This is a genomic window from Hymenobacter sp. PAMC 26628 (assembly GCF_001562275.1).
Lineage (GTDB): Bacteria > Bacteroidota > Bacteroidia > Cytophagales > Hymenobacteraceae > Hymenobacter.
On sequence record NZ_CP014304.1, the window covers coordinates 1,981,340 to 2,007,136 of the forward strand.

Sequence of the window (25,797 nt, forward strand, 5' to 3'; positions counted from 1 at the left end):
AGCATGCGCCTAGCGCGGCCGTGCCGCCTGGAAATCCGTCACCAACAGCTCTTCGTCGCAAAAGGCGTACTCAGCCGGCACGTTGGAGCTGAGCAGCACCGTGCGGCCGGCGCGGGTGGCGCGCACGTGCTCCTGGAACCAGGCCGCCCCCGTAGCGTCGAGGTTGGTAGTGGGCTCGTCGAGCAGCAGCAGCGGCGCATCGGCGTACAGGGCCAAGCCCAGCTTGAGGCGCTGCTTCATGCCCGACGAAAACTCGCGCACCAGCCGCTGCCGGGCCCCCTCCAGGTACATAATGCCCACGAGGCCATCCAGGGACACGCCCGGTCGCAACGGCTTGAACTGAGTATGGAAGCGCAGCAGCTCGGTCAGGGTCAGCTCCTCCAGTAGGTCGAGGTAGGGGGCGGCGTAGGCCAGGTGCCGGGGTACGTCCTCCACGGCCAGGGGCTGGCCGGCCAGGGTGTAGGCCAGGGTGCCCTCGGTGGGCAGCAACTGGCCCGATAAGGTGTTGAGCAGCGTGCTTTTGCCGGCGCCATTTGGCCCCAGCACGGCCGTGGCGCTGCCGGGCCGAAACGTGCGCGTGAGGCCCCGGTAAATCCAGTCGCGCTGGTAGCGCTTGCCCAGGCCGGTGGCGTCAATATGCAAGTAGGAGTCAGTTGTCAATTGCTAGTTGTTAGTGATGAGCTATCAATTGTCAGAAGATTTATGAACCACTGACTGACAACTAGCAACTGACAACAAGCAACTAGGTTCTTCTAATCGGCACCCTCGTCGAGGCCTTTTTTGCCGGGGCCCTTGATGATGCCGCGGCTGGCGGCCCGCACAAACGCCACAGCCAACTCGCGCTGGGTTGAGGCGGGCACTTCGGCCTCGATGCGCGCCAAGGCCTCCTGGGTGTTCTGGCCGCTCAGAAACACGATGCGGTACAGGTCCTGAATTTCAAGGATTTGCTGCTCGCTGAAGCCGCGGCGGCGCAGGCCCACCGAGTTCACCCCGGCGTAGGTGAGGGGCTCGCGGGCGGCCTTTACGAAGGGCGGCACATCTTTGCGCACCAGCGAGCCGCCGCCGATGAAAGCGTGGGCCCCCACGCTCACAAACTGGTGGATGGCCGTCATGCCCCCCAAAATGGCCCAGTCGCCTACCTGCACGTGCCCCGCCAGCTGCACCGCGTTTGAAATCACGCAGTGGTCGCCCACCACGCAGTCGTGGGCCACGTGCACATAGGCTTGCAGCAGGCAGTGGGCCCCCACCACGGTGCGGCCGCGGTCCACGGTGCCGCGGTTCACGGTCACGCACTCGCGCAGCACGGTGTAGTCGCCCACGTGGGCGGTGGTGTGCTCGCCGGCAAACTTGAGGTCTTGCGGAATGGCCGACACCACGGCGCCGGGGAAGATCTGGCAGTGGGCCCCGATGCGGGCCCCGGCCATGATGGTAACGTTGGGCCCCACCCACGTGCCTTCGCCAATCTCCACGTCTGCGGCAATGGTCGTAAACGGCTCAACGGTGACGCCTGGGGCCAGGCGGGCGTCGGGGTGAATGTGGGCGAGGGGTGAAATCATTGCGGGAGCTGAGAGCTATTAGCGGACAGCTGTTAGCTTTTAGTAGGGAATTACGGGCAAAGAACGCCAACGGCCACCGGCCGATGGCTGGGGCCCGCGGCTAGGCGTTATCCTTGCGCACGATGGCAGCACTCATTTCGGCGTCCATCACCACCTTGCCGTTCACAAAGGCCTGGCCTTTCATTTTGGCAATGCCGCGCTTGACCGGAGCCAGCAGCCAGCAGTGGAAAATGAGGGTGTCGCCGGGGATAACCTTCTTACGGAAGCGGCAGTTTTCGATGCCCAGGAAGTATTGCCAGTAATTTTCGGGGTCGGGCACGGTGTTCATAACCAGGATGCCGCCGGTTTGGGCCATGGCCTCCACCTGCAGCACGCCGGGCATCACCGGGTTGCCGGGGAAGTGGCCTTGGAAGAACTGCTCGTTCATGGTCACGTTCTTCACCGCCGTCACCATCTGCGAGTCCAGGTAAATCACCTTGTCGAGCAGCAGAAACGGGTAGCGGTGGGGCAGCACCTGCATGATGCGGTTGACGTCCATCACCGGCTCGCGGGCGGGGTCGTACACCGGCACGGGGTTAGAAGCCACCTCCAGCATCTTCTTTTTGATCTTCTTGGCGAAGGCCACGTTGGCTGCGTGGCCGGGGCGAGCGGCCAGAATCTGGCCCTTTAGCGGGCGGCCCACCAGGGCGAGGTCGCCCACCAAGTCGAGCAGTTTGTGGCGGGCGGGCTCGTTCTTGTAGCGCAGGTCCACGTTGTTGAGGATGCCTTCCTTCTTGACGCTCACGCGGGGCTTGCCCAGCATTTTGGCCAAGTCGTTCAGTTCCTCGTCGGCCACCACGCGGTCCACCACCACAATGGCGTTGCTCAGGTCGCCGCCCTTGATGAGGTTGGACTTGTAGAGGTGCTCCAGCTCGTGCAAAAAGCAAAAGGTGCGCGACGAAGCTATTTCGTCGGAGAACTGCGCGATGTCGGCCAGCGTGGCGTGCTGCGAGCCCAGCACCGGCGAGTTGTAGTCCACCATCACCGTGAGGCGGTAGTCGGAAAGCGGCAGGGCGGCAATTTCTACGCCCCGCGCGTTGTCCATGTACCGGATGGTGTCGGGTATTTCGTAGTAGTTGCGCAGCGCGTTTTGCTCTTCCAGGCCCACGCTTTGCAGGGCGTGGATGAACTCGGCCGACGAGCCGTCCATGATGGGCGGCTCGGGGCCCGAGAGCTGAATCAGTACGTTGTCGAGCTGCAAGCCCACCAGGGCGGCCAGCGTGTGCTCCACGGTGTTTACCCGGGCCCCGTTCTGCTCGATGGTGGTGCCCCGCGAGAGGTCCACCACGTTGTCCACATCGGCGTCGACGATGGGCTGGCCGGGCAAATCCACGCGCTGAAATTTGTAGCCGTGGCCAATAGGGGCGGGGCAGAAGGTCATCGTGGCCTCCACGCCGGTGTGCAGCCCAATGCCGCGCACCGTCACGGGCGCTTTGATGGTGTGTTGCTTGTCGTTCATTCTGGTTAGTTGTCAGCTGGTAGCTACCAGCGGTTTTGGTAGTAGGAGACCGAAAGCTCCGACAACCAACCACTGCTAACTAACAACCGAGGGGCTGCAAAGCTAGGGCTTTTCCGGTGCGTTTGCTGTCTGTTCGAGGCGTTCGACGCGATGCAAGATTGCGGGTAGGTTGCGGTACACCACCAGCACCCGCTGGCTTTGGTTGAGGTCCAGGGCGGGACGGCCCTGGAGGATGCGGCCCTCTCCCTTTACCGATTTGTGCACGCCGGTTTGGGCCGCGAGGGTGGTTTTATTGGCCAGCGTAATGTGGCCCGCGATGCCCACTTGCCCGCCTAACAGGCAGTAATCGCCAATTTTCGTCGAGCCCGAAATGCCCGTTTGGCCGGCGATGACCGTGTGGCGGCCAATTTCTACGTTGTGGCCCACCTGCACGAGGTTGTCGATTTTGCTGCCCTCGCCCACCCGCGTCGTGCCCATGGTGGCGCAGTCCACGGTGGTGTTGGCCCCAATGCTCACGTAGTCGCCGAGTACCACGTTGCCGATCTGGGGGATGGGGAGGTAGCTGCCGTCGGGCTGCGGGGCGAAGCCAAAGCCGTCGGTGCCCACCACGGCCCCCGCCTTAACGACGCAGAACCGACCGATAACCGTATCGGGGTAGATTTTGGCCCCGGCGTGAATCACGCTGCCCTCGCCAATCGTCACCCGGTCGCCGATGTAGGCGTGCGGAAAGACGAGCACGTTGGGGCCCAGCTGGCAATTTTCGCCGATGTAGGAAAAGGCCCCGCGGTAGTGCCCGGGGCCCACCGTGGCCGTGGCGGCCAGGTACGCCGGCTCTTCCACGCCGCGCTTGCCCATGCGCGTGGCCTGGGCATAAAATTCAAGCAGCTTGGTGAAAGCCGAGTAGGGGTCGGCCACCCGCACCAGGGAAGTAGCTACGGCGTGGCGCAGCACCAAGTCGGGGCTCACAATCACGGCCGAAGCCTGGGTGTCGTAGAGGAAATGCTCGTATTTGGGGTTGGAAAGGAAAGCCAGGGCCCCGGCTTGGGCTTCCTCAATTTTAGCTAAGCCTGTCACGCGCCGGGTGGCGTCGCCCTCCACGGTGCCCCCGAGCACCTCCGCAATTTGTTGAACGGTAAATTCCATAGGCGGGCAAAAATAGTTGTTGGTTGGTAGTTGTCAGTTGTTAGAAACGACCGACGGACTTCTGCGAGCAGCCGGACAACTGACAACCAATAACTGACAATTAAATTATTTCCTTCGGGTAGCAGATGTAGAACTTATCCACCCGCTGGCTCAGGGCCCTAATGTTGGGCAGGTCCGAGGCGTCCATCACGTTCACCACCTCGCCTTTTTTGGTGAGGATGTTGATGGGTTCCTGGCTGCGGGCGTCGTAGGCGCTGTTGCTCAGGCGGCCGGCAATCATGAGCAGGGCGGCTTCGGCGGGTGGCAGTTGGAAGTGCTCGGCAATCAGCTCCTGGATGCCGAGCTTGAAGTCGTCGTCGAACGGCGCGGGCGCAATCACGATCTTCAGCAAGTTGCGGTTCAGCAAACTTTTGGCCAGGTAGCTGAGCACCACGTCGGAGTGGGAGGCCCAACCCTTCACCGCCGACCAGATGTCGTAGTCGTCGAGCTCCACGAAGCGGCTCAGGATTTTGGGGTCGGCGGCGAAGTCGGCCAGCGCCACGGCCCGGCCCAGGAAGAAGCCCAGGCAGCTGTTGGCCGGCACGTGCACGCCCTGGCGGGTGAGGTCGCGGGCGCGCTGCACGGCGCGGATCACCATCTGCTCGGCGCTCGTCACCGTTTTGTGCAAGTACACTTGCCAGTACATCAGCCGGCGGCTCACCAGAAAGTTCTCGACCGAGTACACCGCTTTTTCTTCCAGCACCAGCTGCTCGTCCACCACGCGCAGCATTTTGATGAGGCGGTCGGCGCCCGGGCGGCCTTCTTCCACGCCGGTATAAAAGGAGTCGCGGTTGAGGTAGTCGAGCCGGTCCATGTCAAGCTGGCTGCTCACGAGCTGGTGGAAAAACGGCCGGGCGTAGGTCCCCTCGAAGATTTCGATGGCCAGCGTGAGCCGCCCGCCAAACGTTTCATTGAGCCGTCGCATCAGAAACAGCGAGAGTTGCTCATGGGGCACGTCCTGGAAAATGGCCGTTTCCAGGGCGTGCGACAGGGGCCCGTGGCCGACGTCGTGTAGCAAGATGGCGGCCAGCGCGGCCTCGCCCTCGGCGGCCGAAATGGCCACGCCCTTGTCTTTGAGCGTGCGCAGGGCGAGCTGCATCAGGTGCATGGCCCCCAGGGCGTGGTGGAAGCGCGTGTGCAGGGCCCCCGGGTACACAAATCCCGTGAGGCCCAGCTGCTGGATGCGCCGCAACCGCTGAAAATACGGGTGCTCGATGAGGTCGAACAGCAGCTCGGTGGGGATGGTGACGAACCCGTACACGGGGTCGTTGAAAATCTTTTTCTTGTTCACAAGCAAAACGGGCGCATTGGGCCCCACAAAAGAACGACGCCCGGCCCAACTACCGCCACCAGGGCCCCGGCAGCCACCCTTTGGGGCCCCAAGCGCCGGGGCCCCGGCCCGGCCGAAACAACCCGGCCGCCGGTTTTTCGGTACTGCTGAGCGATTACGCGCCGCGCCGAGTACCTATTCCGGCGCGTTTGCCGTTAACCCCCCTGCGGGCCGCTGTTGCGGCGCGCGGCAACACCCGCGGCGGGCCCCAGGGCCCCCGCCCTAGTTCCTACTACCTATGCAAACCACGATTCTCTGGGCCGACGACGAAATTGACCTGCTCAAGCCCCATATTTTATTCCTTAAAGAGAAAGGCTACGACGTAACCCCCGTGAACAGCGGGGCCGACGCCATCGAGGAGATTCAGGAGAAGACCTACGACTTGGTGTTCCTCGACGAGAACATGCCCGGCCTCACCGGCCTGCAAACCCTCACCGAAATCAAGGCCATCCGCCCCACCGTGCCGGTGGTGATGATTACCAAGAGCGAGGAGGAACACATTATGGAAGAGGCCATTGGCTCGAAAATCGCCGACTACCTCATCAAGCCCGTCAACCCCAGCCAGATTCTGCTGTCGGTGAAAAAGGTGCTCGACAACAAGCGCTTGGTGAGTGAAAAAACCAACTCGGGCTACCAGCGCGACTTCCGCCAGCTGGGCATGCAGCTCTCCGACCGCCTTTCGCCCGCCGAGTGGGCCGAGGTGTACAAAAAGCTGGTGTACTGGGAGTTGGAAATCAACGAAACCGAGGGCAAGAGCATGGCCGAGGTGTTTAACATGCAGAAGGACGAGGCCAACACGTACTTCGGCCGCTTCATCACCGAGAGCTACGAGGATTGGGTGAACGGCGACGACAAGAACGCGCCGCTCATGTCGCACCAGCTCTTCAAGGAGCGCGTGTTCCCGACGCTGAAGGCCACCGGCGACACGCCCGTGTACTTCGTACTGATTGACAACTTGCGCTACGACCAGTGGAAAGTGCTCGAACCCATTATCAACGAGCTGTTTACGGTGGACAGCGAGGAAATGTACTACGCCATTCTGCCCACCACCACGGCGTATGCGCGCAACGCCATCTTCTCGGGCATGATGCCGAGTGAGATTCAGAAGAAATACCCCAACCTGTGGGTGGACGACCAGGACGACGAGGGCAAGAACCTGCATGAGGCGGAGTTCATGGAAATCAACTTCCAGAAGAACAACCAGAAGTACCGCCACAGCTACCACAAGGTGACCAACTTGCAGGCTGGCAAGGACTTGTTGGGCAAGATGAGCAACCTGCACAACAACTACAAGTGCAACATCATCGTGTACAACTTCGTGGACATGCTCTCGCACGCCCGCACCGACATGGCCATGATCCGGGAGCTGGCGGCCGACGAGTCGGCCTACCGCAGCCTCACCCGCTCGTGGTTCCTGCACTCGCCGCTGTACGAGATGCTGCAAGTCATTGCCGAGAAAAAGGGCAAGCTCATCATCACCACCGACCACGGCACCATCCGCTGCAAGCGCCCCTACAAAATTGTGGGCGACCGCAACACCAACACCAACCTGCGCTACAAGCACGGCCGCAACCTGGGCTTCGACGAATCGCGCGACGTGTACGTGGTGCGCAAGCCGGAGCGCATTTTCCTGCCCCGCGAGAACGTGAGCACCGCCTACGTGTTCACCGTCGGCGACTACTTCTTCGCCTACCCGAACAACTACAACTACTACGTGAACTATTACAAGGACACGTTCCAGCACGGCGGCATCTCGCTGGAAGAGTGCATCATTCCCTACATCACGCTCACGGCCAAGGGCTAAGAGTGGGTGCTGAATTTATGACTATGAAAAATTTCCTGCTCGCCGGGGCCCTGGTACTGGGCCTGTCGGCGGCGGCTCGGGCCCAAACCGCGCCGCCGCCCGCCGCCACGCCGCCCCCAGTCACCACCACACCCGCCGCCTCTGGGGCCCCATTAAGCCCCGACGCGTCGTCGCCGGGCCTCGCGTCGGATGACCGAGTACGCCTGGGCCAGCAAAAGGACAAGAGCGACCAGCTCCCAAAGCGCAAAAGCCGCCGCGCCAAGGAGAAGGATTTACCAAAGCCCAGCAACTAAGCCGTTTTGATGGCTGCAAAAAAGCCCCGCTGCACACTGTGCGGCGGGGCTTTTTTATGGTGATACGGGACTAATACGCTGTGGCGCTGGTTACTTGGCGGTATTCGTTTCCACGATGGGGCCCCGGGGGGCTACCGTTTCGGTAGCTCGTCGAGGGTCAGTACGCGCGGGTCGTTGTAGAGTGTTTGGGTGGCTTCGACGGAATTATTTTTCTGCAAAAGCTCCGCCCAGGCCATGAAAAATGGCCTTGGTTAAAAGTTTGGTCCAAAGGTTAATTGGTGGGCTTGTCAACTACCAAGAATAGATACTGACAGCGCGTTCCTACAACAGAAAACCTGCCTTTAATGCATTTAGGTGGCTATTTGAGGCGTTGAAGTACATTTTTCTCCTCATGGAGATAAGGTTAATTGTACTTTGATTACTGAACAAGTTTTCTGTACCAAATTGACTGCTTTTGGGGCCAGTTACCCATTCGGCAGGTGGTTGGCTTAGTTGTTCATAAATACGGAGGTGGCTGTTGCAGAACTCCGAGTTGTGCCTGTAATGCCTGCTATTATCGACGTTAACGAGCGAACGAGCACCAAAAACAGCCGTTTTTGGTGCTCGTTCGGTGAAATAGCTTGGGACGCTAGGCCAGTATCCGGGTTCTGCAACAGCCACGGAGGTTTCGCTGAACAAACAGCTCTAATAACCTTTGAATGCAGTATTTTAGCCTGGAACCGCTATGTTTGGGGGCAACTCGCTTAACCTTTGTACCAAACTTTTAACCGAGGCCACTTCCTTGCCGGCCACTTTGCCGCTGTTGGTGACCTGGATGCTGGCCGTGATTTTGCCCGCCAGGGTGGGGGTGCTCAGCTGGAGTTTGCCGTAGGTGAAGGTGGTGTAGCTCAGGCCGTAGCCAAACTCGTAGGCCGGCTTCACCTTGAAGGTGCTGTAGTAGCGGTAGCCCACGTAAATGCCTTCTTCGTAGGTGTTTTCCGAGGGCTTGCCCATGAAGGAATTGGCACCGCTGGGGGCGTTGGGGTCCAGCAGCTTGCCGGGGTAGTCGCCGCTGTAGGGCACGTCCTTGTAGGCCACAGGAAAGGTCGTGGCCAGCTTGCCCGAAGGGTTGGTTTTGCCGCTTGGCAGCCCGGCCAGGGCGTTGCCGCCTTCCTGGCCGGGCTGCCAAGCCAGCAAAATGGCGTCGGCTTGGTCGCGCCAGCTGGCCATTTCCACCACGCCGCCGGTGTTGATGACGACGATAACCTTCTTGTTGTGGGCGTGAAACGCGGCGGCTACCTGCTTCAGCAGGGCCTGCTCGGTGGCGGTAAGAGTGAAGTCGTCGGTTTCTTTGCGGTCGCCGCCCTCGCCCGCGTTGCGGCCCAGCGTGAGCACGGCCACGTCAGCCGCCTGGGCGGTTTGCGCCAGGCCCAGGGCCTCGGCCGCCATTTCGGGGATGACCGGGGCGGGGTCGAGCAGGCCGCGGGTTTTGGGCAGCTTGGCCTTTTCGGCGCGCAAGTGCTGGGCGTAGCCCTGGCTGAGTCGGGCATCGACGGTGTAGCCGGCGCTGGCCAGGCCCTGGGCCATCGAGATAGTGTAGGCGCGTTTCACGTCGCCGCTGCCCGTGCCGCCGGCAATCAGGTTGTAGGAGGCGTTGCCGAACAGGGCCACCTTGCGGCCGGTAGCCAGGGGCAGGGCCCCGGCTTCGTTGCGCAGCAGCACCATGCTTTCGGCGGCGGCCTGGCGGGCCACGGCGGCGTCGGTCTTCAGGGCCGGCTGGCTGTTGTAGGCGGCCTTTTTGAAGGTGGGCGACTTAAGGACCAGCTCCAGCACGCGGGTCACGTTCACGTCGAGCTGGGCCGGGGCGAGGGCCCCGCTTTTCAGGGCCCCCAGGATGGCCTGGGTCTGGGTGTACACGCCGGGCATCAGCAGGTCGTTGCCGGCCTTGAGCTGGGCCACGGCGTCGTGGCCGCCGTACCAGTCGGTCATCACCAGGCCCTTGAAACCCCATTCCTGCCGCAGCAGGGCGGTGAGCAGGTCGTGGCTTTCGGAGGTATAGGTGCCGTTCACCTTGTTGTACGACGACATCACCGTCCAGGGCTGGGCCGTTTTCACGGCAATCTGGAAGCCGCGCAGGTAAATTTCCCGCAGGGCCCGCTCGCTCACGTGCGAGTTGAGCTGCATGCGGTTGAACTCTTGGTTGTTCACGGCAAAGTGCTTGATGGACGTGCCCACGCCGTTCGACTCGATGCCGTTCACGAAGGCCGCGGCCATGTGGCCGGCCACCACCGGGTCTTCAGAATAATACTCAAAGTTGCGCCCACCCAGCGGGTTGCGGTGGATGTTCATGCCCGGGGCCAGCAGCACGTCGATGCCAAAGGCCCGCACTCCGCTGCCGAAGGCCACGCCCACCTTGTGCACCAGGGCCGTGTCTCAGCTCGAAGCCAGCAGCGTGGCCACCGGGAAGGCCGTGGCGTAGTAGGTTTTGGTGCTGTCCTTGCCCCGGATGGCGTCGATGCGCACGCCCGCGGGCCCGTCGGAAAGCGTGAGCGAGGGGATACCCAGCCGCGCCACGGCGTGCGAGCGGCCAGCCGCGCCGGGTACCATCTAGGGAATCTTGTCGTCGCCGGGGTTGCCGGGGGGCAGCATCCCGGCCGGGAAGCCCGACGGGTAGAAGCCCATGCCCACCACGAGCTGCACTTTTTCTTCGGGCGTGAGGGCCCCCAGCACTTCCTTGAGGGTGGCTTTGCCCAGTTGAGGAGCGCCGGCAGCCGGGGCTTTGGCGGGCGCTTTCGCAGGGGTTTTGGCGGGGGCTTTGGTTTGGGCCCCGGCCGGGGCGGCGCTGCCCAGCAGCGCGGCCAGGGCCAGCCGGCGGAAAGAGGTGGCGCGGGGCGGGCAGGCTTTGGAGAACTTAGGAATTGGCAGGCGGACGAGAAGGGTGGGAGAAAATAGGGGCCCCGGGGCCCTAATAGAGCACCAGCGTACTGAACGAATCGGCGGGCAGCTGCGGGACAAACGTGCGCGCACCCACCCGGATGGCCACGCTGCGGGCCACAGCGTCAGGGTTTTGGAGTACTACCACGATGCTACGGTCGAGGTTTTGAAACGCCAGCAAATTGGCGTAGGGGCCCCGGGCGGGCAGGCGCCGGGCCCCCGGCCGCACGTAGTGGCTGAGGTGCTTCATCAGGTAGTATTCGTGCGTCCACTGATAGGTTTGGGCGGCTTCGTCCACGGCCACCAGCGAGTTTTGGCGCCAGCCCCAGCGGCTGAGGCCCCCTTGCTTGAGCGCAATGTTCCAGTACAAGTAGGCGTTAGCGCCGTTGCCGAGGTACTGCTTCATCAGGTCCCAGGTGTAGCGGCAGTACTTCCAGTCGTTCTGGCCGTCGCCGCATTCCTGCTCCGACTGGTACAGGGCCAGGTCGGGGTAGCGGCGGTGGATGCCCGGGATGGCCGCCTTGCCCGCCCATTGGAAGCCCACGCCGTGCACGTAGGGCGCGCTGCGCGGGTCGCGCAGCACGGTGTCCACCAGCGCTTCGGTGGGCCGCTCCATGGTGCCGAAAAAAATATCGGTTTTGCTGGGCGCCATTTGGGGCCCCAGGTAGCCGATGAAGCGGGCCAGCCCGGTGGCCGTCCAGGGGCAGCTCGGGAACACCTGCGCCGAGTTGAACTCGTTCTGCGGCATCACCATGCCGATGGTGATGCCCTCGGCCTTATACGCTTCGATGAACTTGCGGAAGTACAAAGCATAGGCCGTGAAGTACTTATCGTCCTGGATGAACAGGTTGTGGCCCTCCTTGCCCTGGCGGTCCACGGGCAGGCCGTTGTCGGCCAGGGTCGGGAAGGCCTTGCGGGACTCGGGCCGCACGGCCGCGGCGGCGTAGTGGCGGTTGGCCTTCATCCAGGTGGGCGGGCTCCAGGGCGAGGCCCACAGGCGCAGGGCGGGGTACTGCCGCTGGGCCTGCTTGATGAACGGAATCAGCGTTTCCCGGTCGTTGGCAATGCTGAAGTTGGCCATCGAGAAATCGTCCGGCGTCTCGTCGTACGAGTACCAGTCGCGCGAGAAGTCGTTGGCTCCCACCGGCATCCGGCAAATGGTGAAGTTGGCCCCCACGCCCGGCGCAAACAGCTCCCGGAACACGCCGGCGCGCTCGGCCGCCGGCAGCAGGGCCAGCGACGTCCAGCCCAGCTCATTGAAGCAGGCGCCGAAGCCGGTAATGGTTTGCGCCGGGTGCGTCAGGTCAATTTCGGCGTCGGCGGGGCCCCGGGCGGTGGTGGCGCGCGGCGCGGGCTGGGTGCGCCAGGGGGCCGTGGCGGTGGTCGTGACCCAGGCCGTGGCCGGTTGGGGCTGGGCCCGGGCCCACTGGGACCCCAGTGCGAGAGCGGCGCCGGCGAATAGTTTTGGCAGCATAAGCGGTGGAAATGGAGGTAAGGGGCTCCGCGGGGCCCCAAAAACGAACGGCCGTTGGATGCGGCCGTTCGATAAAAATAGCACCGGCTAGTAGCCCGGGTTCTGGGTCAGGTTGGCGTTCACGTTGAGCTCGGACTGCGGGATGGGGAGTAGGTTGTTGAACTTCTGCACGGCCTCTCTTCTATTCCGCCGCGGAGGACGGGTACAGGGCCCGCAAAATGCTTGGCGATAAGGGCCCCAGGGCCCACGCCGCGCCTAATACTTTATTGGCAAAATAGGGAGTGCAGGCCCAGGTGTGCTTTATTTGCAACACACAAACGTTTGCAAGAAAAGTGCTTAATTTTTGTGCCGAACTCCGGCCAGGATTCTTCGCGCCCCTGGCCTTGCCCGCCGCGGCCCAGTCGCCCGCCGTTGGGCTGCAAGTGGTAGCCAATAATGTTTGCACGTGCGCAGCAGCCCGCTCGGTTCGGTACCGACCACGCCCAGCCGGCCCCTGGGGCCCCGACGCCGACGCGGCCCCAACCGTACAATACGCCGGCAGCGCCGTAACCGTCAAAATGACTTAGAAATCCGCAGAATGCCGCGCGGGAAACCCCACGCGGTTAATTTTTCCTCACCCCCACTTTCAAATGCCCCTTTTCTCCATTCGCGCCCAAGCCCTGGTGGCGGCTGCGCTGTTTTGCGCCACTGCCGGCGCGGCTTCGGCCCAAACCAAAAAGCCCGGGGCCCCCGCCGCCAAGCCCACGGCCAACGCCCAGCAGGCCCTGCTGGGCCACGAGGCCGAAATCGACGCCCTGCTCCAAAAGCTGACGCTGGAGGAAAAGGTACACATGATCCACGCCAACTCGGCCTTCGCAGCCGGCGGCGTGCCGCGCCTGAACATTCCCGAAATCATGACCTCGGATGGACCCCACGGCGTGCGCCCCGAGCAGGGCCGCAACTGGGAGCCGCCCGTGGGCGCCAACGACGCCAGCTCGTACTTGCCCACCAACAACACGCTGGCCGCCACCTGGAACCCCGCCCTGGGCTACGCCTACGGCACGGTGCTGGGCAGCGAGGCCAACGCCCGCGGCAAGGACATCATTTTGGGCCCCGGCATCAACATCGTGCGGGCCCCGCTGAACGGGCGCAACTTCGAATACCTCAGCGAAGACCCGTTCCTGATTTCGCAGATGGTGGTGGGCTACATCAAAGGCGTGCAGAGCCAGGGCGTGTCGGCCTGCGTGAAGCACTTCGCGGCCAACAACCAGGAAATCCACCGCGACGACGTGGACGTGAGCATGAGCGAGCGGGCCCTGCGCGAAATCTACTTGCCGGGCTTTAAGGCCGCCATTCAGCAGGGCGGCGCCTTCTCGCTAATGGGTTCCTACAACAAGTTCCGGGGCACCTGGGCCACCGAAAACGCCTACCTGATGAACACCATCCTGAAAGGGGAGTGGGGATTCAAAGGCTTGGTGGTGAGCGACTGGGGCTCGGTGCACGACACCCAGGAGGCCCTGCGCAACGGCACCGACCTGGAGATGGGCACCGACCTGGCCCTGATGTACAAGAGCGTGGACCAGAGCGCCGCCACGGCCACGGCCAGCGCCGGGGCCCCTGCGCCCGCCCGCAGCTACTACGACCAGTTTTTCCTGGCCGACCCGGCCCTGGAGGCCATTAAAAAAGATCCGTCGCTGGTGCCCATGGTCGACGACAAGGTGCGCCGCATCCTGCGCGTGATGTACGCCACCCACATGCTCGGCGGCGCCAAGCGCCAGCCGGGGGCCCTGAATACCAAGGAGCACCAGGCCACCGCCCTCAAGGTGGCCGAGGAAGGCATCGTGCTGCTCAAGAACGACGGCAACCTGCTGCCGCTCAAGAAGTCGGTGAAAACCGTGGCCGTCATCGGGGCCAACGCCGAGCGCGCCAACTCGATGGGCGGCGGCAGCTCGCAGCTCAAGGCCAAGTACGAAATCACGCCGTTGCAGGGCCTCAAAAATGCGCTGGGCCCCGGCGTGACCGTGACGTATGCGCCGGGCTACACCATTGCCCGCGACCAGAAGGCCGACCCTGCCCTCATTGCCCAGGCCGTGGCCGCTGCCAAGACCGCCGACGAAGTCGTGTTCGTGGGCGGCTCCACCCACGGCTACGACTACACGAAGTGGAGCGACAACGCCTATGACGCCGAGGGCACCGACAAGCCCGACATGAAAATGCCGTTTGGCCAGGACGAGCTGGTGCAGGCCGTGCTGGCCGCCAACCCCCGCACCGTGGTAGTGTTGCTCGGTGGGGGCCCCATCGATGTGTCGGCCTGGGCCGGCCGGGCCCGGGCCGTGGTGGAGGCCTGGTACCCCGGCATGGAGGGCGGCAACGCCATTGCCCACGTGCTGTTCGGCGACGTGAACCCCTCGGGCAAGCTGCCCTTCACCTTCCCAGCCAAGCTCGAAGACTCGCCCGTGTACAAGCTGGGCGAGTACCCCAGCAGCCCCGGCGACCCGCTGAAGGAGGTGTACAAGGACGACATCTACGTGGGCTACCGCTACTACGACACCTACAAAGTAGCCCCGCAGTACCCCTTCGGCTACGGCCTGAGCTACACCACTTTCAAGTACGGGGCCCTAACGGTGACGCCCGGCCCGCAGAGCGCCACCGTGAAGCTGAGCGTGACCAACAGCGGCCGCGTGGCCGGCGCCGAAGTGGTGCAGCTCTACGTGCACGACAACCAGACCGCCGTGAAGCGCCCCGAGAAGGAGCTGAAGGCCTTCGGGAAGGTATTCCTCAAGCCCGGCGAAACCAAAACCGTGACCCTGGCGCTGCCCGCCGACTCGTTCAAGTACTACAACGAAAGCAAAAAGCAGTGGGTGCTGGCCCCGGGTAAGTTCAACCTGCTGGTAGGTAGCTCCTCGCGCGACATCCGCCAAACGGGCACCGTGAAGCTGTAGAGAGTTAAAAGTTGAGCGTTAAAAGTTAAAATCCGGACCTCGTAAAGAAGTCCGGATTTTAACTTTTAACGCTCAACTTTTAACTCTCTACAGCTTCACGGGCTCGCGCACGCCCAGCGCGTCGAGCGCGGCCGGTAGGCGCAGCAGCGCCGCATCGATGGAGGCCATGGACTCGGCACCGACTGAGAGGCGGAACCACGGGTCGGTGGCGTCGGCCCCGAAGGCGCTGAACGGCACCGCGGCCAACCCGGCGGCCTGAATGAGGTAGGAGGCCACATCTTTGGTGGTGGCCAGCACTTGGCCGGCGGGCGTGGTGCGGCCCACCGCGTCGATGCGGGCGGTGAGGTAGATGGCCCCGGCCGGCGCAATGGCGGCCACCGGGTAGCCCTGGGCCTCCAGGGCCCCCAGGCCGTCGTAGAGGGCTTGCAGGCTGCGCTGCAAGCCGGCTTTGATGCCGTCGAGGAAGGCATCGACAGGCCCAGTTTGGGGCAGGAACTTGGCGGCGGCCACCTGCTCGGCTTTGGGGGCCCAGGCCCCCACGTGGCCCAGGATGGCCTTCATCTGGTCAATTACCAGGGCGGGCCCGAAGGCGTAGCCCACGCGCACGCCGGTGGCGGCGAAGCACTTCGAGAGGCCGTCGATGTAGAGCACGTACTCGCGCAGGGCGGGGCGCAGGCTTACGGGGTCGAAGTGCTCGGTTTCGCCGAAGGTCAGCAGCCAGTAAATCTGGTCGTAGAGGATGTAGAGCGGCTTTTCGTTGGGGCCCCGGCGCTGGTTTTCGAGCAGCACCAGGTCGCAGATTTCTTCCAGCGCGGCCTTGGTGAATACCGTGCCGGTGGGGTTCAGCGGCGAGCACAGGGCCAGCAGCGTGGCCCCGGCCAGGTGGGGGGCCAGGTCGGCGGCGGTGGGCATGAAGTCGGCTTCGGGGCGGGTGGGCACGGCCACGGGCGTGGCCCCGGTGAGGTGGCAGTAGTGGTTGTTGTTCCACGACGGCACCGGGAACACCACCCGGTCGCCGGCATCCACCAGGGCCCGGTAGGCGGCGTAGATGAGCGGGCGCGAGCCCCCAGCCACCAAAAATTCGGCCGGCGTGTACGTCAGGCCCTGCCGCTGGTGCACAAAATCGGCCGCCGCTTGGCGCAGCTCGGCAATGCCGGGCGCGGGCGGGTAGTTGGTCTGGTGCTGCTGGTAAGCGGCGATAATGCCCTCCTGCAAGCCCTCGGGAATTGGGAACAGGGCGGGGTCGAAGTCGCCGATGGTGAGGTTGCAGATGGTCGCGCCCTGGCGCACCATATCACTCACCTCGTTGCCTATTTTGATGATTTCGGAGCCGCTGAGGCCCGCGGCCAGGTGCGATATTTTCATGGATAGGTGGGGAAAGTAAGTCCAGTTGGCGAGGCAAAGGTATTGCCCCCGCAACAACCGGCTTGCCGCCCAGGTTGCCCCAGGGCCCCACGGCTACTGCCCAGCGGCGCGGCGCAGCTCATCCTCGGCCCCGGCGGCGCGCTTGCGGGCCCCCGCCACCTTGGTACTACCGAAGCGGTAGGTGAAGGCCAGCGTGACCACCCGCGTGTCCTGCCGCTGGTAGAAGGTTTCCGAAAAGGTGGCGTATGTCTGGGTCGAGCGGACGGGCGTGGTGTAGAACACGTCGGCCACGTTCAGGCGCAGCGTGGCCTGCTGGGCCCACAGGCTTTTCTGCACGCCGGCCCCCACCTGGCCGCGGTATTTTAGCCGCTCGTAGCCAAAGGTTTCGCCGGTTTCGAAGTTCGTGCTTAGCTCGCCCGTCCAGCCGCCGGGCAGGGCAAACGTGTTGCTGCCGGTGAAGGTGAGGGCCGGCCGGTGGTTGACGGGTGGGCCCCCCGCGGGCCCCCCCACAAAGCGGGCGTAGTAGAGCACAGCGTTGCCGTAGAACGTCCACCACGGGGCCAGCGTAAGCGGCGCCGTGAGGGTGAGGGCGTAATTGTGCTGCACGGCCAGGTTCACGCTTTGGCTTACCACCAGCAAGTTGCCGTCGGGCGAAGGCTGGCTTTGAATGGCAATGGGCCGGTCGGTGCGGCTGTAGCTGAGGCCGGTGCTGAACTTCTGGCGGAAGGTGTGGGTCAGCTCCACGTTGTAGCTGGTGGCGGGCACCAGATCAGGGTTGCCCGAGCCGTACGAGGTGGGGTCGATGTAGACGCGCAACGGGTTCACCTGGCTGTAGTTGGGGCGCTCGATGCGGCGGCTCAGGGCCAGGGCCAGCGCGTGCCGGTCGTTGAGCGTGTGCTCCACCGATAGGCTCGGAAATAGTTGGAAGTAGTGGCGTTCGAAGTTGTCGGCCCCGCTCGCCGATTGGCCCAGCGTGTTGGTTTGCTCGGCGCGCAAGCCAGCTTGCAGCCCCGTGCGGGCCCCGGCGCGGCGCAGGATGCCGTAGGCGGCGTTCACGTTCTCGTCGTAGCGAAACGCGTTGGAAATGGCCAGGTCCCGCGCCGTGATGCCGTTCTGGGTGCGGTCAAACGCCACGTCATTGTCTGAGCGCACGCTTGTGACCTTGGCCCCAGCTTCTAGGCGCACGCGGTGGGGCAGGGGCCGGGCATAGTCGGCCTTCACCGATTCGATGTAGAGGGTACTTTCTTGATTGCCAGCGAGCCAGTCCGGGACCCCGCTGGGCTGGTCGTAGGCCGTGGCCAGGCCGGTGAGCCGGCGGACGTCGTAGCGGGCATAGTCAGCGTCGGCCGAGAGCGTGGCGGCCCCGGCCGAATCGGCAAAGGCGTGGCGTAGGTTGGCGTTGAGCGTCACGCTGGGGCGGCGCACGTCTTGGTCGATGGTGGCGTGGTAGCGGCTGGCCAGGGCCCCCGCGCCGTCGTACCGGCTCGTCTGGTTTTGGTTGGTGCTGGTGAGCCCGCTAATAAGGCCACTGGCGGTTACGCCCACCAGGGTACGGGCCGATAGATTGTAATCGACCCCGGCCTTGAAGGCGTGCGACTGCAAGTGGCTCGTCAGGTCGTTGTTCTGCGCGCTGCTGCTGCTGGGGCCCCCAGTCGGCGCAAATTGCCGCTCAATATCGACCCGCACGAAGCCGCCCCGGTCGGAGTAGGTGTAGTTGCCGAAGGCGTTGACCTGCTGGCGGCGGTAATTCAGGGCCCCACCGCCCGTGAACTTGCCGTACTCGCCGCGGCCGTAGGCGGCGTTCACGCTGCCGTTGGTGCCCAGGCGCTGGTCTTTTTTGAGGTGAATGGCGATGACGCCGGCCGTGCCCTGGGCGTCGTAGCTGGCGGGCGGGTTGGTAATCAGCTCAATGGTGCTCACCTGCTCGGCCGGTAGAGCCCGCAGCAAGTCGGCCAGCTCGGCGCCGGTCAGGGCCAGCCGCTTGCCGTCGAGCAGCACCAGCAGGCCCTGGCGGCCGCGCAGGCTCAGGTTGCCCTCCGCGTCGAGGGTCACGCCCGGGGCCCGGCCCAGCAGTTGGACGGTGGTGGCGCCGGCCGCCAGCGGGCTGTTTTCCACGTTCAGTACGGTGCGGTCGGCCAGGTGCTCGTACAGCGGCCGGGCAGTCGTTACGGACACCTCCTTTAGGGCCGTGCTGGCGCTGCGGGCCAGTAGCAGCGGCGGCAGTGTCAGGCCCGCGGCCGGCAGCTCGAATACCGGGCTCCAGCGGCGCCGGTAGCCCACCTGCGCCGCCGACACCAGGTAGCGCCCGCCCGCCGCCGCCTCCAGCTGGAACGTGCCCTGGGCCCCGGTGAACTCCGCCTTCACCGCCACCGAGTCGGCGGCGCGGTGCAGTGTGATAGTGGCAAAGACCACGGGGGCCCCGCCCGCGCTGTCGGCCACGGTGCCGCGCACGGCGGGAACCGACTGGGCTGCGCCAGCCACCGGCACAGCCAGCCCCAAGCTGGCTATGGCCACGCAACGCATGAAAATAAAATATAACCTTGTTGAGGAAAAATTGGGCATAGGCCTTATAAGCGTCCAAAAATAGCGCGACGGCCGGGGCCCGGGGAGCGGGGCGGGGCGCAGCAAAAAAGCTTTCCCGCCTTTTCGGCTGCTGGAGCGCGTTCGGGGCTACCGCTGGGGGCCAGCTGGGTTGCTTATAATCAGCGTATTATCTATAAATAATGTGGGAGTTGCAGCCTTGGAAGCATTGAAAGATAGAAGCAAAGGCGCCCATTTTCCAATGTTTTTTACCCCTTTTCGCCCTGGCGGGCCGGGTACCACGGCGGCGGCGGCGGCGCCGGCCGCCGGGCGGTTGGTATTTTTGCCCGATGCTTCCCGTTCAGCTTTCCGTGGCGACCCTCGCCGACCTGCCCGCCGCTGCCCAGCAGCTCGCCGCCGCCATTGCCGCCAGCGGCTGCCCGGTGGTGGCCCTGGTGGGCGAAATGGGCGCCGGCAAAACCACCCTCGTGCGGGCCCTGGGCGCGGCGCTGGGCATCGCCGATGACATCAGCAGCCCCACCTTTGCCTTAGTGCACGAGTACCGCGACGGGCGCGGGGCCCCAGTGTACCACTTCGACTTTTATCGTATCGATTCCGTCGACGAGGCCGTTCGGATCGGGGCCACCGAGTACTTCGATTCGGGGTATCTTTGCTTGGTAGAATGGCCCGACCGCGTGGCAGCATTGCTGCCCGTGCCTCGGCTCGAACTTACCCTTATCCCCACGGGCCCCGAAGCGCGGGAAATCGAATTAAAACTTATAAATTAAGAATTAAAAATGGTAAGCAAGAAATTGAAAATAAGGGTTTTGCCTTTCCATTTTTAATTCTTAATTTATAATTTTTAATCCCTTTTCCTCCGATGCCCGAACAACTACCCCCCGGTTTCGAGTCGCTCGCGGCCAGCCGCGCCTACTTCACGCAGGAGTCGACCCTGGCCGTGGAAACGCGCAAGCGCAAGCTCTTCATCGGCCTGCCGCGCGAAACCACGCTCCAGGAAAACCGCCTGGGCCTCACACCCGAAGCCGTGCAGCACCTCGTCACGGCCGGCCACGAGGTAGTGCTGGAGGCCGGGGCCGGCGAGCCCAGCAAGTACTCCGACCACAACTACTCCGAGGCCGGGGCCCAAGTCGTGTACTCGCCGCAGGAAGTGTTCCAGGCCGACATCGTGCTGAAGGTGGCCCCGCCCACGCGCGACGAAATCGAGTTCATGCGCCCGGGCCAAACCCTGATTTCAGCCCTGCAAATGGGTACGCTCACGGCCGAGTACATCGCCGCGCTGCAACGCAAGAAGGTGAACGCCATCGGGTTCGAGTTCATCCGCGACCCCTCGGGGGCCATGCCCGTGGTGCGCGCCATGAGCGAAATCGCCGGCTCGACGGTGATGCTGGTGGCAGCCGAGTACCTGGCCCGCTCCAACGAGGGGAAGGGCATCATCCTGGGCGGCATCACGGGGGTGCCGCCCTCGCAGGTCGTCATCCTGGGGGCCGGCACGGTGGCCGAGTACGCCGCCCGCGCCGCCATCGGCCTCGGGGCCGAGGTGAAGGTGTTCGACAACCACCTCTACAAGCTGCGCCGCCTCAAGCACAACCTGGGCACCCAGCTCTACACCAGCACGTTGGATACGTTTGCTTTGAGCCAGCAAATCCGCCGGGCCGACGTCGTGATTGGGGCCCTGAGCATCGAGGACGGCCGCATCCCGTTCATGGTGCCCGAGGAAATGGTGGCCAGCATGGCCCCCGGCTCCATCGTCATCGACGTAAGCATCGACCAGGGCGGCTGCTTCGAAACCAGCGAGATGACCAGCCACTCGCAGCCCATCTTCCGCAAGTACGACGTGGTGCACTACTGCGTGCCCAACATCGCCTCGCGCGTGCCCCGCACCGCCACCAACGCCCTGAGCAACATTTTTACCCCCATTCTCCAGGAAATCCACCAGCACGGCGGCATCAACGAAGTGCTCTTCACCAACGAGCACTTCCGCGCCGGCGTCTACATCTACCGCGGCTCGCTCACGAATGCGGCCATCGGGAAGAAGTACAACATGCGGTACAAGGAGTTGGGGCTGCTGATTGCGGTTAGGAACTAAGCCGGTGGGGCCCCAGCCGCTCCCTTAACGCACGGTGTGCAGCTGGAACGACCGGAAAATGTTGAACCCAAAGAAGATGTCGCCTTTGAAGAAATTGCCCTGAGTTTGGGGGATGAAAAATTTCTCGATCATGCCCTGGGAGTTGGTGAAGTACAGCTGGAATACGTGGCCGCCGGTTTCGATATCGAAGCCTATGGCCAGGGCGTTGCGGTAGTCGCCGGCGGTGGCGCCGGGCAGCAGGTAGTAGTATTCGCCGGTGAGGGCAAAGCGCTTGGTGAGCTTTTGGCAGGCCGCGACGCCCAAGGCCAGCACATTGTTTTGGTCGCGGCGCAGGTCCACGTAGTTGCGGTGCAGCAGCGTGGGCATGAGCTGCACCGAGAGGACCGGGCTGAACTTGCGGGCCAGCAGCGCCTGGAAGGTGTAGGTGACGCGCGAAGCGGTGGAGCGCTCGGGCTGGGGCCCAAAATTTAGGGTGGTGAGGGCAGCCGTGGCCAGCAGCGTGACCGAGACGGGCAGGGCCCCTGCGCCGATGCTTTGGCGCAACAGCTTGTATTTCACGAAGCCATCGACGGTTTTCTCCAGCGAGCTGCGGCCCACGCCCGCGGCCAGCCGGTCGGTGAGGCCGTACTCCAGGCCCAGCCGGATGGTGGCCTGGTCGAGGCCAAAGAATTCGTAGGAGCCGCTGTTGAGCCGGCTGAAGCGGTGCGAAATCAGGAACAAGAGGCTGCCGTGGCCGGGCGTCTCGACGGAGTGCCCGTTGATGACGCGCGTGCCCTTGAAGGTGGCCACTACGTAGTCGCGGCGCAGGCTGTCGGCGGTTAGCGCCGATAGCTGGTGCATCAGGTCTTGGGCGCGGGCAGGGGCCGCGGCCAGCAGCAGCAGCGCCAGGGCCAGTAGCTGCCGGGGTAATGGTAAAGCCATGCCGAAGAGAGATTAAGGCGCGAGGGGGGCGCAGGTGAGGGCCACGGTCACGTCCACGGATTTGGCCACGTGGCCGCGCACCAGCGCCGGTATTTCGATGTTGTAGTCGGCCGGGGCCACCGCAAACTTGGTGTTGACCAGCAAGTAGTTGCCCTGCCGGGCGAGGGTGCCCGGCACCCGCACGCGCCGCGTCACGCCGTGGATGGTGAGGTCGCCCTCCACCGGCACGGCCTGGGGCCCCGGCCCGGCCAGCACCGCCGCCTCAAACGCCACCAAATGGCCCGAAAACGTAGCCTTGGGGTACTTTTCCGATTCCACGTAGTTCTCGTTGAAGTGCGTCTGCATCAACAATTTCGGAAACACGAACGCCTTCATGAGCACCGTGAACACGACCTGGCCGGACTGCACGTCCACGGCCGCGCCCACCTGCTGGTTGCGGGCGGCAATGTCCTCGAAGGGCGTGGCTGAGAAGAAGCTGATGGTGCCCGTGCGCGTGAAAAATTTGGTGGGGGCGGGCGCTGGGGCCTGGGCCCGGGCCGGGGCAAAGCCGCCCAGCAGCCCAACGAATAAGAGGAGGTGTTTTATGCCAAAGGTGCTGGTGGTGTGTTAGTTGTTGGGGGCCCCCGCGGCCACCCAGGCGCGCAGCTGGGCGAGGTCGCAGGTGGCGAGCTGGGGGGCGCCCTGGGGCATGGGCGGGAAGCCCGGGGCGTGGCTGGTGGTGCCCAGCAGGCGGCCGTCGGCGGCCACGGCCTTGGCCTGGGCGTAGGTGCTCAGGTTGATGCCGCCCGAGGCCAGGGCGCTGTTGTGGCAGCGGCTACAGTTTTGCTGAAGCAGGGGGCCACCGTGAGCGTGTAGGTCACGGCCGAAGTGTCGCAGGCGGAGACGGGGAGGGGGTTAGTAACGGCTAGGTCTTCGCCGTTTTCCGAGGCGTAGGCCCCAGCAGGCACGCTGCGCCGGCCCAAAGCAAGAGTTTGATTATCATGGTAATAGCCACTGAATGGTAATAGCCACCGAAAAAGTGAAACAAGCGGGCTGGCAGGGGGGGCACCAGGGGCCCCGCGCCGGCCGGGCCCCTAAGGGTTAGCCACGGCCCAGATGTTGCCGATGCCGTCGCCCTCAATCGTGTTGCGCTTGGCGCCGTCGGGGGCGTAGTAGTACATCGGCCAGCCCTCGTAGGCGGTTTGCGGCTTGCCGTCGCTCGTAGTGATGGTCGTGAAGTCCGCCGCGTTCAGGCCGTCGCCCACCACCAGGTTGGCTTCGTAAAAAATGGGCCACACGGGTGCGCAGCCCCCGGTGCAGGTGTTGGCCCCCGAGAGGTCGCGGGTGAAGTAGTACACGGTGTTGCCCTGGGCGTCCCCATATGGGGCCCCACCACGGCGTCGGTCGCCATCTTGACGGTGGGCGCCGGCGCGGGGGCCGTGTCGCTTGCTTTCTGGCAGCCGCCGGCCCCCAGCGCAATGCTGGCGAGTAGCAGCGGGGCCCCGGCGTGCCGGGCGGGCTGGGCATGGAGAGGGTGTCCTAACATGACAATGCTGGTAAAGAGTTGATAAGAAGAAGGTTATTGGCCGCGGGCTGGGCTGCGCAATTCTCCCTGCCGGGCCCGGCGGGTGCGCAGCCGGCCATGGGCCGGCAGGGTGGCCCCGTCGCGTGCAAGGCCCAAAAAAAGCTGCTAAAAACCGCGCCCGCAGGCGGAGCAAAACCGCGCCGCGGCGCTAGCGAAACAGCCCGTACTTGAGGGAAAAGGCCACGCCTGCGCTGTTAAGCCGCACGCGCCCCGCCCCCACGGGCCCCAGCAGCACTTGCCAAAACGGCTCGGCCTGCGCTGCCCACCGGCCGCCGAGCGGCTGCTCCAGCCCCACCGAAAAGTTGAGCACACTCAGCACGTGGTTCGACCCGTTGACCACGTGCGCGGCGACGGTCATCGTTTGCCCGTTGTTCATCTAATCGTAGCTGTAGCGCTCGTCGCGCATGAGCAACGAATTGACGCCCAGGTTGGCAAAGACCGTGTACGTGGGCCGGCTCAGCACGTCGTAGCGCAGGTCGAGGGGGATTTCGGTGATGCGGCAGTTGGCATCCAAGTCGTACGTGCCCGGAAACCACTGCCACGCCGCCGGGGCCTGGTAGTCGGTGCTGGCCGCGCGGTACCGCTTCTGGCTGCTGATGAGGCCGGCCCGCAGCCGCGGCGTCAGCCGGTACTCCAGCGTCAGCCCGTAGTCGCCGCCCAACCGGGCCGTGCTGGCCGAGCGCACCGCGCTGACCGACGGGGCCCCCAGCACGCTCATCACCAGCCGGTACGGCACCCGCGCCCGGGGCCGCTCGTCGGCCGTCGACGCTGAATCGGGGGCCTGAATCGGGCCCCGGCCCACGGCGCCAACGCGCCCGGCGGGCGTAGTATCGTTCCTAAGAGCAGCGTCGGCGAACACGACGTCAGCGAATCGTAAGCAAACGTGCTTGAGGCCTGAGCAAGAGTCCCAAAAGGACTCCTGCCCGCCGCCACCGCTGGGGCAGTTGCGGGGCCCTGGGCGAGCAGCTGCGCGTCGGTCGCCTCGCTTGGGTCAGGCCGTTGGGGGGCGCGGCGCGCGCCAGTGGCCTGCTCGTATGGGCCGGCCGTGGGGCCCCGCCGCTGGGCGGGGCGGCTAAAGCCCACAGCGCCCAGGGGCCAGCGTGCGGCGGTGGCTCCCCGGCCCGGCGCCAGCAAAACCGGCCTTTCCGGGTCAAGGGCGCTGGCTGGGCCGGTCGTGCCGCCAGCAGCCGGCGAGCAGCTCGGTGAGCTGAACAAGGGGGGAGTAGAGTTGACCAAAGCGGCTGATTGACGGGCGGCTAGCTACTGACAAACTCGGGACAACCACCGAAAAGGTTGCCTGACTCCTTAAAAATAGTTATATGTATTATTAATATAGCCCCGCCCGTTTCCTGGGCGCCTATGCAGCCCCCGCGGCGGCGAGCAGCAGTACCGGCCACGCCTCGGCCACGCGGCCTTCGGCCAGCAGCTGTTGGCCGAGCCGCGTCAGTTGCGTGTGCAACGCGGGGCCCCCGGCGGGGTGTTGGTTGAGTAAGTAGGCCACCATTGGCTCGGCTTTGGCAGCCTCGACCTGGACGGGCGTGGGCAGGGCTTCGCGCTCGACGTTGGCAAGTTGGCCCAGTTCGTTGCCGGTCAATAGCTTGGAGTCGCGGATGTGCGCGGGTAGCGCGTCGATGCCAATGCCCAGGCGGCGGTTGGGCCGCACCACTTCGAAGAGGCTGGCCCCGCTGGCGCGGCTGTACCAGTCGCCGCCCAGGCGCGCCACGGCGTCGAGCTTGAACGGGTCGATGCCGGCAGCGTCAGGCAGCAAAATATCTTGGCGGAAGTGGGCCCGCACCGCCCGGCACACCACCAGGTGGCCCGCTCCGGGGCCCTGGCTGAGCTCAACGATTTGCTCCACCACGCACTCGAAGGCGGCCGGGGCCTCGGCCACGCGTGGCGGGCGCACTTGCTCGCTGGCCAGCTCGGTAAAGCCCGCCTTGGCAAACTCGTTCACGCCCGCCGGGTACTCAGCGCTAGCCAGCGACAACTGCTGCACCATGGCGTAGTCGCAGATGTTGACGACGACCTCGGGCACGGCGCGCACGTTTAGGAGCGTGTGCTTCTCAGAGCCGTCGCGCAGGCGGTTCACGGGCGAAAACACGAGCATGGGCGGCGTGTAGCTGAAGATGTTGAAGAAGCTGTAGGGGCTCAGGTTCACGCGCCCATCGGCATCCACGGTGCTGACGAAGGCGATGGGGCGCGGGGCCACCGCGCCACCGAGCAGCGGCATCCACTGAGCAGGCGTGAGGTCGGCGGGCGAAACGGAATGAAAGGCGGCAGGGGCGGGGGCGGGCACGGAGCGAAGCATAAGAGAGTGGAGCCCTAAAGTTACCGCAGTGCCTGCGGGGC

24 protein-coding genes are annotated in these 25,797 nt (G+C 64.5%); 5 read left to right on the forward strand and 19 right to left on the reverse strand.

Annotated features, from left to right (window positions below):
• Nucleotides 1–9: 9 nt before the first annotated feature.
• The 5 genes from AXW84_RS08740 to AXW84_RS08760 all read right to left on the reverse strand — a co-directional run bounded on the left by AXW84_RS08740 (nucleotide 10) and on the right by AXW84_RS08760 (nucleotide 5,527).
• The gene (locus AXW84_RS08740; RefSeq protein ID WP_236943284.1) at nucleotides 10–660 is read right to left on the reverse strand and encodes an ABC transporter ATP-binding protein; all 651 of its coding nucleotides are present in this window, start codon (nucleotides 658–660) and stop codon (nucleotides 10–12) included.
• Between the two features lie 92 nt (nucleotides 661–752).
• On the reverse strand, nucleotides 753–1,556 hold the full coding sequence (gene lpxA, locus AXW84_RS08745) for an acyl-ACP--UDP-N-acetylglucosamine O-acyltransferase (protein ID WP_068231520.1): 804 nt from the start codon (nucleotides 1,554–1,556) through the stop codon (nucleotides 753–755).
• 100 nt (nucleotides 1,557–1,656) lie between these two features.
• Nucleotides 1,657–3,054, reverse strand: coding sequence for a bifunctional UDP-3-O-[3-hydroxymyristoyl] N-acetylglucosamine deacetylase/3-hydroxyacyl-ACP dehydratase (locus AXW84_RS08750; RefSeq protein WP_068231523.1), 1,398 nt, complete (start codon nucleotides 3,052–3,054; stop codon nucleotides 1,657–1,659).
• Nucleotides 3,055–3,156: 102 nt separating this feature from the next.
• Nucleotides 3,157–4,197, reverse strand: coding sequence for a UDP-3-O-(3-hydroxymyristoyl)glucosamine N-acyltransferase (gene lpxD, locus AXW84_RS08755; protein ID WP_068231526.1), 1,041 nt, complete (start codon nucleotides 4,195–4,197; stop codon nucleotides 3,157–3,159).
• A 100-nt stretch (nucleotides 4,198–4,297) separates the two neighbouring features.
• Nucleotides 4,298–5,527, reverse strand: coding sequence for an HD domain-containing protein (locus AXW84_RS08760; protein ID WP_068239115.1), 1,230 nt, complete (start codon nucleotides 5,525–5,527; stop codon nucleotides 4,298–4,300).
• A gap of 277 nt (nucleotides 5,528–5,804) precedes the next feature.
• On the opposite strand from AXW84_RS08760, the gene AXW84_RS08765 reads away from it, so the two are divergent.
• A complete protein-coding gene (locus AXW84_RS08765) occupies nucleotides 5,805–7,370 on the forward strand; it encodes a T9SS response regulator signal transducer PorX (RefSeq protein WP_068231530.1) in 1,566 nt (521 codons plus the stop codon).
• Between the two features lie 23 nt (nucleotides 7,371–7,393).
• A complete protein-coding gene (locus AXW84_RS08770) occupies nucleotides 7,394–7,663 on the forward strand; it encodes a hypothetical protein (protein ID WP_068231533.1) in 270 nt (89 codons plus the stop codon).
• 708 nt (nucleotides 7,664–8,371) lie between these two features.
• Here AXW84_RS08770 and AXW84_RS08775 read toward each other — a convergent pair.
• The 5 genes from AXW84_RS08775 to AXW84_RS26505 all read right to left on the reverse strand — a co-directional run bounded on the left by AXW84_RS08775 (nucleotide 8,372) and on the right by AXW84_RS26505 (nucleotide 12,221).
• Nucleotides 8,372–10,063, reverse strand: coding sequence for a glycoside hydrolase family 3 C-terminal domain-containing protein (locus AXW84_RS08775; protein WP_068231534.1), 1,692 nt, complete (start codon nucleotides 10,061–10,063; stop codon nucleotides 8,372–8,374).
• Nucleotides 10,064–10,075: 12 nt separating this feature from the next.
• Nucleotides 10,076–10,249 carry a hypothetical protein gene (locus AXW84_RS24685; RefSeq protein WP_157886895.1) on the reverse strand — a complete coding sequence of 58 codons (174 nt, stop codon included), beginning with the start codon at nucleotides 10,247–10,249 and terminating at the stop codon, nucleotides 10,076–10,078.
• A complete protein-coding gene (locus AXW84_RS24690; RefSeq protein ID WP_157886896.1) occupies nucleotides 10,250–10,657 on the reverse strand; it encodes a hypothetical protein in 408 nt (135 codons plus the stop codon).
• A complete protein-coding gene (locus AXW84_RS08780) occupies nucleotides 10,608–12,050 on the reverse strand; it encodes a glycoside hydrolase family 30 protein (protein ID WP_082773784.1) in 1,443 nt (480 codons plus the stop codon). Before AXW84_RS08780 ends, AXW84_RS24690 begins: the two co-directional genes overlap by 50 nt.
• Before the next feature lie 87 nt (nucleotides 12,051–12,137).
• Entirely contained in the window at nucleotides 12,138–12,221 is an 84-nt protein-coding gene (locus AXW84_RS26505; RefSeq protein WP_071891129.1) for a RagB/SusD family nutrient uptake outer membrane protein, read from the reverse strand.
• A gap of 458 nt (nucleotides 12,222–12,679) precedes the next feature.
• Between AXW84_RS26505 and AXW84_RS08785 the strand changes: the two genes are divergently transcribed.
• Nucleotides 12,680–14,971: a glycoside hydrolase family 3 C-terminal domain-containing protein gene (locus AXW84_RS08785; RefSeq protein ID WP_082773785.1), complete on the forward strand. Its 2,292-nt coding sequence runs from the start codon at nucleotides 12,680–12,682 to the stop codon at nucleotides 14,969–14,971.
• A gap of 87 nt (nucleotides 14,972–15,058) precedes the next feature.
• On the opposite strand, the gene AXW84_RS08790 is transcribed toward AXW84_RS08785, so the two are convergent.
• Both AXW84_RS08790 and AXW84_RS08795 read right to left on the reverse strand, forming a co-directional pair.
• The gene (locus AXW84_RS08790) at nucleotides 15,059–16,336 is read right to left on the reverse strand and encodes a pyridoxal phosphate-dependent aminotransferase (RefSeq protein WP_068231536.1); all 1,278 of its coding nucleotides are present in this window, start codon (nucleotides 16,334–16,336) and stop codon (nucleotides 15,059–15,061) included.
• Between the two features lie 93 nt (nucleotides 16,337–16,429).
• Entirely contained in the window at nucleotides 16,430–18,859 is a 2,430-nt protein-coding gene (locus tag AXW84_RS08795; protein WP_068231539.1) for an outer membrane beta-barrel protein, read from the reverse strand.
• A gap of 368 nt (nucleotides 18,860–19,227) precedes the next feature.
• Between AXW84_RS08795 and tsaE the strand changes: the two genes are divergently transcribed.
• Both tsaE and AXW84_RS08805 read left to right on the forward strand, forming a co-directional pair.
• A complete protein-coding gene (gene tsaE / locus AXW84_RS08800; RefSeq protein ID WP_236943286.1) occupies nucleotides 19,228–19,644 on the forward strand; it encodes a tRNA (adenosine(37)-N6)-threonylcarbamoyltransferase complex ATPase subunit type 1 TsaE in 417 nt (138 codons plus the stop codon).
• Between the two features lie 92 nt (nucleotides 19,645–19,736).
• Nucleotides 19,737–20,963 carry an alanine dehydrogenase gene (locus AXW84_RS08805; protein ID WP_068231545.1) on the forward strand — a complete coding sequence of 409 codons (1,227 nt, stop codon included), beginning with the start codon at nucleotides 19,737–19,739 and terminating at the stop codon, nucleotides 20,961–20,963.
• Between the two features lie 24 nt (nucleotides 20,964–20,987).
• Here AXW84_RS08805 and AXW84_RS08810 read toward each other — a convergent pair whose 3' ends face one another.
• From AXW84_RS08810 to AXW84_RS08835, 7 genes are all read right to left on the reverse strand, one after another.
• On the reverse strand, nucleotides 20,988–21,884 hold the full coding sequence (locus AXW84_RS08810; RefSeq protein WP_068231549.1) for a DUF5777 family beta-barrel protein: 897 nt from the start codon (nucleotides 21,882–21,884) through the stop codon (nucleotides 20,988–20,990).
• 12 nt (nucleotides 21,885–21,896) lie between these two features.
• Nucleotides 21,897–22,310 (reverse strand): YceI family protein, encoded by a 414-nt coding sequence (locus tag AXW84_RS08815; RefSeq protein ID WP_068231552.1) that lies wholly within the window; start codon nucleotides 22,308–22,310, stop codon nucleotides 21,897–21,899.
• 180 nt (nucleotides 22,311–22,490) lie between these two features.
• Nucleotides 22,491–22,631, reverse strand: coding sequence for a hypothetical protein (locus tag AXW84_RS24700; protein WP_157886897.1), 141 nt, complete (start codon nucleotides 22,629–22,631; stop codon nucleotides 22,491–22,493).
• 326 nt (nucleotides 22,632–22,957) lie between these two features.
• Nucleotides 22,958–23,221 carry a COG4315 family predicted lipoprotein gene (locus AXW84_RS24705; protein ID WP_068231555.1) on the reverse strand — a complete coding sequence of 88 codons (264 nt, stop codon included), beginning with the start codon at nucleotides 23,219–23,221 and terminating at the stop codon, nucleotides 22,958–22,960.
• 375 nt (nucleotides 23,222–23,596) lie between these two features.
• Complete coding sequence (locus AXW84_RS08825) at nucleotides 23,597–23,824, reverse strand: hypothetical protein (RefSeq protein ID WP_068231558.1); 228 nt, start codon at nucleotides 23,822–23,824, stop codon at nucleotides 23,597–23,599.
• A complete protein-coding gene (locus AXW84_RS08830) occupies nucleotides 23,825–24,307 on the reverse strand; it encodes a hypothetical protein (RefSeq protein ID WP_068231561.1) in 483 nt (160 codons plus the stop codon).
• Nucleotides 24,308–24,805: 498 nt separating this feature from the next.
• The gene (locus AXW84_RS08835; protein WP_068231564.1) at nucleotides 24,806–25,756 is read right to left on the reverse strand and encodes a flavin reductase family protein; all 951 of its coding nucleotides are present in this window, start codon (nucleotides 25,754–25,756) and stop codon (nucleotides 24,806–24,808) included.
• Nucleotides 25,757–25,797: the final 41 nt, after the last annotated feature.

Coding starts and splice junctions, on each gene's coding strand:
- lpxA (WP_068231520.1), bottom strand. CDS start 1,556: ATGATTTCACCCCTCGCCCACATTCACCCCGACGCCCGCCTGGCCCCA.
- AXW84_RS08750 (WP_068231523.1), bottom strand. CDS start 3,054: ATGAACGACAAGCAACACACCATCAAAGCGCCCGTGACGGTGCGCGGC.
- lpxD (WP_068231526.1), bottom strand. CDS start 4,197: ATGGAATTTACCGTTCAACAAATTGCGGAGGTGCTCGGGGGCACCGTG.
- AXW84_RS08765 (WP_068231530.1), top strand. CDS start 5,805: ATGCAAACCACGATTCTCTGGGCCGACGACGAAATTGACCTGCTCAAG.
- AXW84_RS08770 (WP_068231533.1), top strand. CDS start 7,394: ATGAAAAATTTCCTGCTCGCCGGGGCCCTGGTACTGGGCCTGTCGGCG.
- AXW84_RS24685 (WP_157886895.1), bottom strand. CDS start 10,249: ATGGTACCCGGCGCGGCTGGCCGCTCGCACGCCGTGGCGCGGCTGGGT.
- AXW84_RS08780 (WP_082773784.1), bottom strand. CDS start 12,050: ATGCTGCCAAAACTATTCGCCGGCGCCGCTCTCGCACTGGGGTCCCAG.
- AXW84_RS08785 (WP_082773785.1), top strand. CDS start 12,680: ATGCCCCTTTTCTCCATTCGCGCCCAAGCCCTGGTGGCGGCTGCGCTG.
- AXW84_RS08790 (WP_068231536.1), bottom strand. CDS start 16,336: ATGAAAATATCGCACCTGGCCGCGGGCCTCAGCGGCTCCGAAATCATC.
- AXW84_RS08795 (WP_068231539.1), bottom strand. CDS start 18,859: ATGCGTTGCGTGGCCATAGCCAGCTTGGGGCTGGCTGTGCCGGTGGCT.
- AXW84_RS08805 (WP_068231545.1), top strand. CDS start 19,737: ATGCCCGAACAACTACCCCCCGGTTTCGAGTCGCTCGCGGCCAGCCGC.
- AXW84_RS08810 (WP_068231549.1), bottom strand. CDS start 21,884: ATGGCTTTACCATTACCCCGGCAGCTACTGGCCCTGGCGCTGCTGCTG.
- AXW84_RS08825 (WP_068231558.1), bottom strand. CDS start 23,824: ATGAACAACGGGCAAACGATGACCGTCGCCGCGCACGTGGTCAACGGG.
- AXW84_RS08835 (WP_068231564.1), bottom strand. CDS start 25,756: ATGCTTCGCTCCGTGCCCGCCCCCGCCCCTGCCGCCTTTCATTCCGTT.